This is a genomic window from Shewanella oncorhynchi, from assembly GCF_012584455.1.
GTDB classification, from domain to species: Bacteria; Pseudomonadota; Gammaproteobacteria; order Enterobacterales; family Shewanellaceae; genus Shewanella; species Shewanella oncorhynchi.
In genome coordinates, this window is the sequence record NZ_JABAEB010000005.1 from 427,952 (window position 1) to 439,699 (window position 11,748).

Sequence of the window (11,748 nt, forward strand, 5' to 3'; positions counted from 1 at the left end):
AGCCATTATTCTGCGGATTCTAAATATAAAAATGGACTTGAGAGTCAAGTGTCCCAAGCCCGTGACATGGGATTAGAGATCGGCGTGGGGGCCGAATACTTCATAGTGCATGTTTTCAGCTGAGACACCCAGAACGAGTAATTGTTGCTTGATGGCTGACATAAATCCAATAGGCCCGCAGAAATAGTAACGTGCATGGGGAAGCAGTTGATCTGCGACTTTGCTTAATTCCATTTGTCCTTCAAAATCATAATCTGTACCTACCACATCGGTTGAACTCGGCTTGCGATACCAAACATGGCTCTTCAGATTATGATGTTGCTGGCGCTTGGTGTGAATAGCCTGTTTGAAACCATGTACATCACCTTGCTCACAGGCATGTAGCCAAGTAATAGCACTTGGATGTTGCAACTTGATCAATTGATTCAACATGCTTTTCATCGGTGTTTGACCCACTCCTGCCGAAATGAGCACTACGGGGATGTCCGCCCCAACTTCTAAGATAAAATCTCCCGCCGGCGGCATAACTGCAATTTTGTCACCGATATGCATGGTATCGTGTAGCAGATTAGATACTTGGCCACCTAATTCACGTTTCACACTGATGCGGTAGCTGTTGCCATTCGGTGCATCGGATAGGGAATATTGGCGGATTTCTTCATATGCTAAATTGGGATGTTTTAGCTTCAAACTTAAGTACTGACCGGGAATGAAATCTTTAACTGGTTTACCATCTTCGGGCGTCAATATGAAGGAGGTAATGACAGTGGACTCAGTCTTTTTCGCGCTAATGATAAACTGACGCTCACCCAACCAACCGCCATCTTGTTCTGCATGTGCCTGATAAATTTGAGCTTCTCGTTGAATAAATATATCTGCTAAAAATCCATAGGCCTGCGCCCAAGCTTCTAATACTTCTTCTGTTACTGCATCGCCGCCTAACTCTTTAAGGGTGGCCAATAAGTGGCTGCCGACGATCGCATATTGCTCAGGCTTGATCAGAAAGCCTGTATGTTTTTGGGCAATGCGCTCGACAGTCGAACTTAGCACCGCTAAGTTTTCAATATTTTTAGCATAAGCCGCGACGGCGTTGAATAGGGCAACAGGCTGGCCACCAGAATGCTGGTGTGCCAAGTTAAATACATCTTTTAGTTCAGGATTATGTTTGAACATACGTTCATAAAAATGGGTCGTCAGCGCAGGGCCTGCGGATTCGAGTAAGGGGATAGTGCTCTTGATAACTTGGATTGTACGGCTGTCCAACATAGAAAATCCTTAACGTGCAAATATTATGAATGTTAAATAAGTTTAAAGATCTATTTGATTTGGATCAATAGTGATGATCGCAATTCGTGCTACCGATAAGCGTGATTAAGGTCATTTGAAGTGCTTTATCAAAGCGGGTATGAGATTGGGAAATGATAAATAAATATATTATTTCAATGTATTACAGAGGTAATGGGGGAGGTTAACTGCAACAGCAAAGCTTATTGCAGTCATAGTGTGGTTTTTTGACTTAGAGTTTAAATGCACTCACTTGATTGCGCATACTGTTGGCGAGTTTAGTTAAATTAACCACAGATTCACTTAATTCAGCCGCCGATGCGGTGGAATGTTCGGCAATATCGCTGATGGCAATAATACTACGATTAATGCTTTCGGCAACGCTACTTTGTTCTTCGGCAGCGGTCGCAATATGAGTATTAAGTTCTGTGATGCTATCTACTGAGGAGACGATTTCTTTCAGTGCTTGGCCTGCTTGATTAGCTTTATCATTAGCATCATCTACTTGCTTTATACCTATTTCCATAGCGTTAACTGCTTCTTTAACGCCTTGTTGCAGTGTGGCAATCATGGCCTCAATTTCTTGGGTAGACTTTTGGGTGCGCTGCGCAAGGGTCCGCACTTCATCCGCAACGACTGCAAAGCCGCGGCCTTGTTCCCCCGCACGGGCTGCTTCAATGGCGGCATTTAATGCCAATAGATTGGTTTGCTCGGCAATGCTTTTTATCACATCGAGTACGCGGCCGATATTTTGGCTTTCATTAGACAGAAATCCAATGACTTGTGCCGTTTTTTGAATTTGATCAGATAATTGCGACATACTGCTAATCGATTGCATCACAATATTATTGCCATTGGCTGCATAGGTGTCGGCATCTTTGGCTGAATCTGCCGCCGCAGATGCGCTTTGGGCGACTTCTGCAACCGTTGCCGTCATTTCATTCATGGCCGTTGCAGTTTGCTCCGTTTCGGCTTGCTGCTGTTGCATACGTTTATTGGTTGCCTGCGTGAAGCTGCTTAACTCATTTGCTGAACTATTAACGGTATTTGCCGCTTCGGCAATCGAATGAAGAATGCCCCGCAAGTGTTCAATAACTTGGGTGAGGCTAGTGGATATTTGTCCTAGCTCATCGTGATTAAAAGTAGTGAATTTGACGGTAAGATCTGAGTCTTGATGGATTAGCTTAAGTTTACTGAGAATGTCATTAATAGGATTCATCACGCTGCGATTGACCCAGAGCCCAATCACAATACTGATAATCATGGCGGCACAGGCTAATGCTACAAAAATAGTGATTGAAGATTGGTAAATGGCATTCACACGATCTTTTTCTTCGCCTGCCACGCGAATTTGCAGTGCAATCAGTTCAGATATTTGGTTACTGATGGGGTCTATTACTTGGTAAAGCGGCAGGATATTGGCCGATAATTGGCTTGATACATCACCATTTAATCCTCTTAAGCGTGAGATCAGTGTGTCAATCTGTTGATTCGCGGGTGAGAACAGTACTTCGGCTTGTTTTACGAGTCGGGATTCTTCTGAGGTAAGTTCAGTGGCTAAGTATTTTTGCCAATGCTGGGTAATGGTAGATTTGGCACTGTCTAGTGCTTCAGCTGCTTGAGAGGCGGTGAAACCACCCGCGTTCGCCTTATTGACCGCATCGATAACATCGACCGCGTACTTATCAGCAATCACTTTTAAATCGTCTAGTGGCACAACTCTATCGGCATAGATACGTTCAACACCCGATTCAATTTTACCCATCATATTAATGGCGAGAAAGCCAATCGTCATTAGCATTACAAGGGGAACCAGAATGCCGATAAACATTTTTTGTTTTATTTGTAGACCGTTCATATGGATAGCCTCAGTGAACTAAAGAGTCCTTTAGGCAGAACTCTATCTATCCCTATGATGAGTCTGTAACAATAGGTATAGCAAATCTGAGGAAAGAGGGGAGAGTTACAGAAAATTTATTTTGCTTTAGATACAAAAAAACCTCGCTTGGCGAGGTTTAAATGTTGGTACAGATGAGAGGACTTGAACCTCCACGCCCTTGCGAGCACCAGCACCTGAAGCTGGCGTGTCTACCAATTCCACCACATCTGCATGGCTATTCGATATTTCATCGAATTGACAATCTTAACACTGTGAATCTTAACTTTTGAACTGCAATTTGGTACAGGTGAGAGGACTTGAACCTCCACGCCCTTGCGAGCACCAGCACCTGAAGCTGGCGTGTCTACCAATTCCACCACACCTGCACTGTACCTATCGCAGTTCTCTAACATAAGTCGCTATCGCAACCCATTTAAAGATGGTGCCCGAACCCGGAATCGAACCAGGGACACGAGGATTTTCAATCCTCTGCTCTACCGACTGAGCTATTCGGGCGACGGGCGCAATTTAAAGGCTTTTCGGGTTTTGAGTCAATAGATTTTTACTAAATAACGGAAAAAGTGACTCAGTTGGATAAGATTTACACGAAAGTGTCATTTGTGTTGGTATTGAGGATGTAAAAATAGCTAAACCACTATCCACCACTGAGAACTTAGCGTTATCTATTTATGGCTTATTAGGGTAACCAAGCAAAAAAATGCCCCTATTTAAGGGGCATTCTCGGTTAGTTTGATAAGATTTCATTGTTTGGAAAGTTAGCTTGCATTACCATGAGCACGTTTTGCTTCAGCTTGCTCTGACCTAATTCGCCATAAGCTTCTATCATTATCTCTAATGCCCGTTCATTTGAAGGGGTGCCAGGGTATGTTTCCATTACAGATTGTGCTCGGATTGCTGCGGCGCTCCATGCATTCATCTTGAGATAATACTCGGCAACTTGAATTGAATATTTTGCTAAGCGATTCTTCAACGCTAACATGCGTTTTTGCGCATCAGCGGCATATTTGCTGTTAGGGTAGGTTTTGATAAGACGATCAAAATCTTTGAAAGCATCTTGAGCATTTTTAGGGTCACGATCGGTTCGGTCGATATTAAGCATGTCGTGGAACATGTAATTGTCGGCTTGCATGTTCACTAAACCGCGCATATAGAACACATAGTCTACATCTGGATGAGTTGGATTAAGACGGATAAATCTGTCTATGTTCGCAATACCAGAAGCGACATCGTCCATTTTATAGTAAGCATATATCAGGTCTAACTGGACTTGAGTTTTGTGAGGTCCGAAGGGGAAGCGTGAGTCTAACGCTTCCAAAGAACGGACAGCTTTAGAGTAATTGCCAAGCTCCATAGAGGTTCTTGCCTGAGTATAAAGTACATCAGGTGACGTTTTGGCGGCAATATCGTTATCATCAGGGCTGCTGCTACAGGCTGATAACGCTAGTGAAAATAGGACTAAGGTAACGCCTTTGGAAAATTTATACATACTTGAATTCAATTCTTTTTAAGTTGTAGTTAAGAATTTTTCCATTTCACTATAAAATAGAAAACATCCGATTGTAACAGATAGCACACATTTTTTGACCCCTAAATGGGGATACGGTTCCTATGACACAAGAGATTAATCTAAAAAGCGAGATTTCGGCAACACAAACTGGACTGAGATTAGATCAGGCCCTAGCAGAGTTGTTCCCAGATTACTCGCGCACGCGCATCAAGGAATGGATCCTATCTGATGCAGTTTATGTTGACGGCGTTGTCGTTAATAAGCCCCGAGAGAAAGTTTATGAGCTGCAACAGATACTCATAGATGCCACTCTTGAAGAAGAAGTTCACGCAGCGGCACAGGCCATTGATCTGGATATCGTCTATGAAGATGACGACATTATTGTGATCAACAAGCAAGCGGGACTCGTGGTTCACCCTGGTGCTGGCAATGCCGATGGCACTTTGATGAATGCACTATTGCACCATTGTCCCGATATTGAGCATGTACCACGTGCTGGTATTGTGCACCGTCTGGACAAGGATACTACAGGTTTAATGGTTGTAGCCAAAACCGTTGAAGCGCAAACCCATTTAGTTGCCGCCTTGCAGGCCCGTGAAATCACTCGTGAATACGAAGCGATTGTGATGGGGACTATGACAGGTGGCGGTACTGTTGATGAGCCGATTGGTCGTCATCCAACGAAACGTACTCATATGGCGGTGCATCACTCAGGTAAACCAGCTGTGACGCATTATCGTGTAGCGGAAAAATTCCGTAATCACACTCGTCTAAGATTGCGCCTTGAATCTGGCCGTACTCACCAAATTCGTGTGCACATGGAATACATTGGCCACGTATTAGTGGGCGATCCTGTGTATGGTGGTCGTCCAAAACCGCCGAAATGGGCCAGCCCAGAGTTTTTTGATATTCTGAAAAACTTCAAGCGCCAAGCGCTGCACGCTGTGCGTCTTGAATTAGCGCACCCTGTGAGTTGTGAAATCATGAGCTGGCACGCGCCAATTCCTGAAGACATGGTGATTTTGACTAAAGCACTGCGTCAAGACACAGTCGAGCATCCGAGCGAGTATTTGTAAGTGTTTCATCACGATTGGCCTGTTCCCGCTAATGTCAGCATCGCTATGACAAATCGTCATGGCGGTGTGAGCGTGCATCCTTATGACAGTCTGAATCTTGGACTGCATGTCGGTGATGCGCCAGAGTTGGTGATGGCTAATCGTGAATTACTCTGCAAACAATTAGCGTTAACCGCTGAGCCTGTCTGGCTCGAGCAAGTGCATGGTACTCATGTGCTTAATTTAGATGCGCTGAGCTTAGCTCCTGCTGTGGATACACCGATTGCCGATGCCTGTTACAGCCGAACCGCGAGCCTAGTTTGCGCTATAATGACTGCCGATTGTTTACCTGTGTTGTTGTGTAATCAAGCGGGAACCGAAGTGGCTGCAGCCCATGCCGGTTGGCGTGGTTTATGTGATGGCGTGATTGAGGCCACCGCGGCGCAGTTTAGTTCACCTATGGATGAGTTGATTGCCTACCTCGGCCCGGCTATTGGTCCACAAAAATTTGAAGTCGGTGTTGAAGTACAGCAAGCCTTTTGTACTTTACATCCGCAGTCGGCAGTGTGTTTTATTCCAAGTGGTAACAAGTATCTTGCCGATATTATTGGCTTGGCTACACTACGCTTGAGTTTACTCGGGATAAACCATATTTATAGCGCAGATATCTGCACAGTCAGCGACACGGATTACTTCTCTTATCGTCGCGACAAGGTGACGGGACGCATGGCTTCATTGATCTGGCTTAAGTCTTAAGCTAATTCCCCTACAGTTTGTATTTATTTGCGCGTTATTCGCTTGAATTTGGCTAAATAGCCCCCATCTTTTAACTAACGAAATGTAATACCAATCCTATTTAGATCTCTCCATTAGCGGTACTGATTTTAAAGCCACTAAATTGGCAAGATGTCTTGTGGATTGGCATATCTCTACTATATGAGTGTTAGGAGGCTGTATGCGACTCGATCGTATGACCAATAAATTTCAGCTTGCCATCTCTGATGCCCAGTCACTCGCACTTGGGCGTGATCATCAGTTTATTGAACCGCTGCATCTGATGATGGCATTGTTGAACCAAGATTCAGGTTCAATCCATCCCTTATTGACCCAAGCTGGCATTCGAGTGAGTGCGCTGCGTTCGCTCTTGAGTCAAGAGCTGGAACGCTTACCTCAAGTTGAAGGTACTGGCGGCGATGTACAATTATCCCAAGGTTTAATCCGTTTATTAAATCTGTGCGATAAATTGGCGCAAAAGCGTAAAGACAAATATATCTCTAGCGAATTATTTGTATTAGCTGCGTTAGAAGGTGTCGATGCTCTTGCGCAAGCGTTGAAAAAAGCCGGTGCGACCAAAGAGTTGATGGAGCAAACCATTGAACAAATGCGTGGCGGCCAAAAAGTGGATGATCCGAACGCTGAAGATCAACGCCAAGCGTTGAAGAAGTTTACTATCGATCTCACCGAGCGAGCTGAACAAGGCAAGTTAGATCCTGTGATCGGCCGTGACGATGAAATTCGCCGCACGATCCAAGTATTACAACGTCGCAGTAAAAACAACCCCGTCCTTATCGGTGAACCGGGTGTGGGTAAAACGGCGATTGTTGAAGGACTTGCCCAGCGTATCGTTAATGGTGAAGTCCCCGAGGGCATTAAAAATAAGCGTGTCTTATCCCTCGATATGGGCTCATTGATTGCGGGCGCTAAATATCGCGGTGAGTTCGAAGAACGTTTAAAAGCGGTATTGAATGAGTTAGCGCAGGAAGAAGGTCAAGTGATCCTCTTCATCGACGAGCTGCATACTATGGTCGGCGCCGGTAAAGGTGAAGGCGCAATGGATGCGGGTAACATGCTCAAACCTGCGTTAGCGCGTGGTGACTTGCACTGTGTGGGTGCGACAACGCTCGATGAGTATCGTCAGTATATTGAAAAAGATGCGGCGCTTGAACGACGTTTCCAAAAAGTGTTGGTGGATGAACCAAGCGTTGAAGACACCATTGCTATTTTGCGTGGACTGAAAGAACGTTACGAGCTGCATCACCATGTGGAAATTACCGATCCGGCGATTGTGGCGGCAGCGACCATGTCGCACCGTTATGTGTCGGACCGTAAGTTACCCGATAAAGCGATCGATTTGATCGATGAAGCGGCATCGAGTATCCGTATGCAAATGGACTCAAAACCTGAGTCACTCGACAGGCTCGAACGTCGTGCTATCCAGCTCAAACTGGAGGAGCAAGCGTTAGCCAAAGAAAATGATGAGGCGAGTCGTCGCAGGCTTGACCATCTGCAAGAGGAATTACGTGACGTTGAAGCGAAAGCTTCAGAGTTGAACGAAATCTGGCGTACAGAAAAAGCCGCATTAGCGGGCACTCAGCACATAAAAGCCGATCTCGAACAGGCTCGAATGGACTTAGAAGTGGCGCGTCGTGCGGGTGATTTAACTCGGATGTCTGAGCTGCAATACGGCCGTATTCCTGAACTTGAAAAACAGCTCGATTTGGCATCGCAAGCCGAAATGCAGGACATGACGTTATTGCGTAACAAGGTTACTGAGTTCGAAATCGCCGAAGTATTGTCGAAAGCGACGGGAATACCCGTATCGAAAATGCTTGAAGGCGAGCGCGAAAAATTACTGCAAATGGAAGTGGCACTGCATGAACGAGTGATCGGCCAAAACGAAGCCGTCGATGCGGTCGCGAATGCGATTCGTCGTAGCCGCGCGGGTCTGGCGGATCCAAATCGCCCGATTGGCTCGTTCCTGTTCTTAGGCCCAACGGGTGTAGGTAAAACTGAGCTGTGTAAATCACTGGCGAGGTTCTTATTTGATACCGAATCGGCTTTAGTGCGCATTGATATGTCTGAGTTTATGGAGAAACACTCAGTATCGCGTTTAGTGGGTGCGCCTCCAGGATACGTGGGTTATGAAGAGGGCGGTTATTTAACGGAAGCCGTTCGTCGTAAACCTTATTCGGTGATATTGCTCGACGAAGTCGAGAAAGCGCATCCCGATGTGTTTAACATTTTACTGCAAGTGCTTGATGATGGACGCTTAACCGATGGTCAAGGTCGTACTGTCGATTTTAGAAATACAGTGATCATCATGACCTCGAACTTAGGCTCCGACATTATCCAAGAAGGATTTGGTCAAGTGACCTATGCAGAGATGAAAGCGGCGGTAATGAATGTGGTCACTCACAGTTTCAGACCCGAGTTTTTAAACCGTATCGATGAATCTGTGGTGTTCCATCCATTGGATGCTGCCAATATCAAGCGTATTGCTTCGATACAAATTGCTTCCTTACGCCAACGTTTGGCTGAAAAGGACTATACATTGGAGATCACCGACGACGCATTATCACTGATTGCGGAAATTGGTTTCGATCCTGTGTATGGTGCAAGACCGTTGAAACGGGCATTGCAGCAAGAAGTCGAAAACCCGCTGGCGCAGAAATTACTGCGTGGTGACTTGTTACTGGGTAAACCGATCAAGGTCAGCTGTGCGGGTGGCGAGTTAGTGTTCGAGCAATAACCTGTGACCAGTAGCTAGTAACTTAGTGTGTTGTTTGAATGCGATACGTTAATCGCAAGCTTGAAGTTGGATATGTTGAAATAGGCGAACTGAAATAAGCGTTCTTGAATGAACGAGCTTGAAATAAACTATCTTGCAATAAGAGATAGCGCTTCCTTAGTCAGTATCGCTTCCGCTTCAAGCACTAAAACGAAAGGAGCCGAGTTTTTAACTCGGCTCCTTTTTTATTGCATCAGCGTTAATCGTTGTTCATTAATGTAGTGGCATAGTGAATTTGGCTACTTCTTATCACAGAAGAGTTTGATTCTTTCCTGCTGTTGGGCAATCGAGGCTTGGCGATCTTCTTCAGTCATAGCGACAGATTCACCCGATTCGGAAGTTTGGCGGATAAGCTTAGTATGCGTCGAGAGAATATCTAAATTGTGTTTTGCACTCTCACAAATGGATTTAGCCTGCTTAGCATCTTTCTCTTTGATCAGCGCTGCTGACTTTTCTAATTCATTGGCTTCAGAAGTTGGCTCAGCTTTCTTTATCGGCGCGATAAAACCGACTTTCGCCTGCTCTAAATCTTCACTGTAGAGTTTTGATGTTTTGATGCTTTCTTGTTGTGGGGCTTGTTGACTGTAATGCGTCACCCCATTTTCATCGACCCAAGTATAAATAACGCCCGCAGAAACGGGGCCAATGAAAAGGCCGAGCCAGAGCCATCGATACAGTATTGTTCTGAACATGTTCACTTTTAACATCGAAATTATCCCTAACAGGTCTCTCATCGACATGATAATAAAATATGTTATCTTGAAAGCTAACTTCTTTTCACTGAACTAGCGTAATAAGTGTATGCAAAATTCTTCAAATCAAACAGTAAAGAATAAAGGTATCTATTTACTGCCTAATCTTTTTACGACAGCCGGATTGTTTTCTGGCTTTTATGCTGTGATTGCTTCCATGAATGCTAACTTTGAAGCTGCTGCAATAGCCATTTTTATAGCCATGATCTGTGATGGTCTCGATGGTCGAGTGGCAAGACTGACTAATACCCAAAGTGATTTTGGTGCCGAATACGACAGTATGGCGGATATGGTGTCCTTCGGAATGGCACCAGCACTACTCGCCTACAATTGGGCATTAGCCGACTTAGGTAAAATTGGTTGGTTGGCGGCATTTATTTATTGTGCAGGTGCGGCACTCAGGCTCGCTCGATTTAATACGCAAGTTGGCGTTGCCGATAAGCGTTATTTTCAAGGTCTCGCCAGCCCGGCCGCTGCAGCTGTTATTGCTGGCAGTATTTGGCTTGGTAATCAATATAGTCTCGATGGAAGAAACATCAGTTGGATTGCGGCCCTTGTTACTGCAGCAACCGGTTTACTGATGGTCAGCAATTTCCGCTATCACTCCTTTAAAGAAATTGACTGGCGTGGCAAGGTTAACTTTATCGTGATCTTACTGGTCGTCGGTGTATTTGTGGTGGTGTCAGTTCAACCTGCATTGATCTTATGTGTCGGCTTCTACTTATATGCGATTTCAGGCCCAATCATTACGATTCGAACCGTGAGAAAACTCAAAGTCGCACATGTTGTAGGAGATGATGTCGTGGCGAATGTCGAAACGGTTCCCTCGGCCCAAGCCGCTGCACAAAAACAAAGCGCTACAAATATCGAGAAAGAGAAACAAGAAGAGCATAAATCTTAGGGCTCGTTCTTTTGAGCATTGCTTATCATTAGCTAGGTGTAAATAAGAGTAAGACATCACACAGGGCATAACGTTTTTAGAGGTTTGCTGATAGATATAGCGAAAAATAGCTATCAACTTCTGTTTATGCCCATTCAATCTATTAAAACTCCAGCAATAGGCTATTCCTTCTGCCAGACTTATCAACCCAAACAGCGATATTGCTCAGTATTGCAGTATATTTCTGCAGTTTGGTGGTTATTCATTCGCTTGGCGCTGATTGTTAAAAAAGCCCTTGCACAAAAAGTTTCACTGCCTATAATGCGCATCCACTGACACGGCAGACAGCGAAAACCAGCTGACGAGTTAGGTTGAATTGAGTAGCTTTTAAGCACTTAATTCAAGCGCAGCAAGAAGTTGTAAAAACTCCTTGACGCGAAACGGGAAATGCGTAGAATACGCAGCCCTAGCCAACTGGAAGCGTTCGGCGCTCAGTGTGGTACTCACCTTCTCTTACGAGGTTGAGTTGCTCTTTAACAAGATAAAACAAGAAATCTGTGTGGACACTCACAGGTGTTGAGTTAATCGAAACTGCTTAACCTTCGGGTTGGCAGTCAAAAATTTAAATCAATGTAACAATGAGTGTTCATAGCAATATGTACAGTTTGTTTCTTTAGTTAGAAACAAAAAATCAGAATTCATTGAGCCGCTGAAGTCGCAAGACGGAAGCAACAAAACTTTAATTGAAGAGTTTGATCATGGCTCAGATTGAACGCTGGCGGCAGGCCTAACACATGCAAGT

Annotated in this window: 8 protein-coding genes, 3 tRNA genes and 1 rRNA gene; 5 read left to right on the forward strand and 7 right to left on the reverse strand. The window is 44.8% G+C overall.

Annotated elements, in window-relative coordinates; genetic code table 11:
* Window positions 1-72: 72 nt before the first annotated feature.
* From hmpA to HGO26_RS10640, 6 genes are all read right to left on the reverse strand, one after another.
* Window positions 73-1,266, reverse strand: coding sequence for an NO-inducible flavohemoprotein (gene hmpA / locus HGO26_RS10615; RefSeq protein WP_168825053.1), 1,194 nt, complete (start codon window positions 1,264-1,266; stop codon window positions 73-75).
* 250 nt (window positions 1,267-1,516) lie between these two features.
* Window positions 1,517-3,142 (reverse strand): methyl-accepting chemotaxis protein, encoded by a 1,626-nt coding sequence (locus HGO26_RS10620; RefSeq protein ID WP_168825055.1) that lies wholly within the window; start codon window positions 3,140-3,142, stop codon window positions 1,517-1,519.
* 165 nt (window positions 3,143-3,307) lie between these two features.
* A tRNA-Leu gene (locus HGO26_RS10625) sits at window positions 3,308-3,394 on the reverse strand.
* A 68-nt stretch (window positions 3,395-3,462) separates the two neighbouring features.
* A tRNA-Leu gene (locus HGO26_RS10630) sits at window positions 3,463-3,549 on the reverse strand.
* A 54-nt stretch (window positions 3,550-3,603) separates the two neighbouring features.
* Window positions 3,604-3,679, reverse strand: a tRNA-Phe gene (locus HGO26_RS10635).
* 229 nt (window positions 3,680-3,908) lie between these two features.
* Entirely contained in the window at window positions 3,909-4,670 is a 762-nt protein-coding gene (locus tag HGO26_RS10640; protein ID WP_105249967.1) for an outer membrane protein assembly factor BamD, read from the reverse strand.
* Window positions 4,671-4,792: 122 nt separating this feature from the next.
* Between HGO26_RS10640 and rluD the strand changes: the two genes are divergently transcribed.
* The 3 genes from rluD (at window position 4,793) to clpB (ending at window position 9,275) form a co-directional block, all read left to right on the forward strand.
* Window positions 4,793-5,767, forward strand: coding sequence for a 23S rRNA pseudouridine(1911/1915/1917) synthase RluD (gene rluD, locus HGO26_RS10645; protein ID WP_168825057.1), 975 nt, complete (start codon window positions 4,793-4,795; stop codon window positions 5,765-5,767).
* The gene (gene pgeF / locus HGO26_RS10650) at window positions 5,768-6,502 is read left to right on the forward strand and encodes a peptidoglycan editing factor PgeF (protein WP_168825059.1); all 735 of its coding nucleotides are present in this window, start codon (window positions 5,768-5,770) and stop codon (window positions 6,500-6,502) included.
* Window positions 6,503-6,701: 199 nt separating this feature from the next.
* Window positions 6,702-9,275, forward strand: coding sequence for an ATP-dependent chaperone ClpB (gene clpB / locus HGO26_RS10655; protein ID WP_168825062.1), 2,574 nt, complete (start codon window positions 6,702-6,704; stop codon window positions 9,273-9,275).
* Between the two features lie 278 nt (window positions 9,276-9,553).
* Here the strand turns inward: clpB and HGO26_RS10660 are convergent, their stop codons facing one another.
* Window positions 9,554-10,021, reverse strand: a complete 468-nt coding sequence (locus HGO26_RS10660) for a DUF4124 domain-containing protein (protein ID WP_168825064.1) — start codon at window positions 10,019-10,021, stop codon at window positions 9,554-9,556.
* A gap of 94 nt (window positions 10,022-10,115) precedes the next feature.
* Here HGO26_RS10660 and pssA point away from each other — a divergent pair, with 94 nt between their 5' ends.
* Together pssA and HGO26_RS10670 are read left to right on the forward strand one after the other, a co-directional pair.
* Complete coding sequence (gene pssA / locus HGO26_RS10665) at window positions 10,116-10,967, forward strand: CDP-diacylglycerol--serine O-phosphatidyltransferase (protein WP_168825066.1); 852 nt, start codon at window positions 10,116-10,118, stop codon at window positions 10,965-10,967.
* 719 nt (window positions 10,968-11,686) lie between these two features.
* Window positions 11,687-11,748: ribosomal RNA gene (locus HGO26_RS10670) — 16S ribosomal RNA — on the forward strand; the annotation flags it as partial.

Bases quoted from the DNA above. Each gene is read 5' to 3' on its own strand.
- rluD (WP_168825057.1), top strand. From the start codon at position 4,793: ATGACACAAGAGATTAATCTAAAAAGCGAGATTTCGGCAACACAAACT.
- pssA (WP_168825066.1), top strand. From the start codon at position 10,116: ATGCAAAATTCTTCAAATCAAACAGTAAAGAATAAAGGTATCTATTTA.
- HGO26_RS10640 (WP_105249967.1), bottom strand. From the start codon at position 4,670: ATGTATAAATTTTCCAAAGGCGTTACCTTAGTCCTATTTTCACTAGCG.
- HGO26_RS10660 (WP_168825064.1), bottom strand. From the start codon at position 10,021: ATGTTAAAAGTGAACATGTTCAGAACAATACTGTATCGATGGCTCTGG.
- clpB (WP_168825062.1), top strand. From the start codon at position 6,702: ATGCGACTCGATCGTATGACCAATAAATTTCAGCTTGCCATCTCTGAT.
- HGO26_RS10620 (WP_168825055.1), bottom strand. From the start codon at position 3,142: ATGAACGGTCTACAAATAAAACAAAAAATGTTTATCGGCATTCTGGTT.
- hmpA (WP_168825053.1), bottom strand. From the start codon at position 1,266: ATGTTGGACAGCCGTACAATCCAAGTTATCAAGAGCACTATCCCCTTA.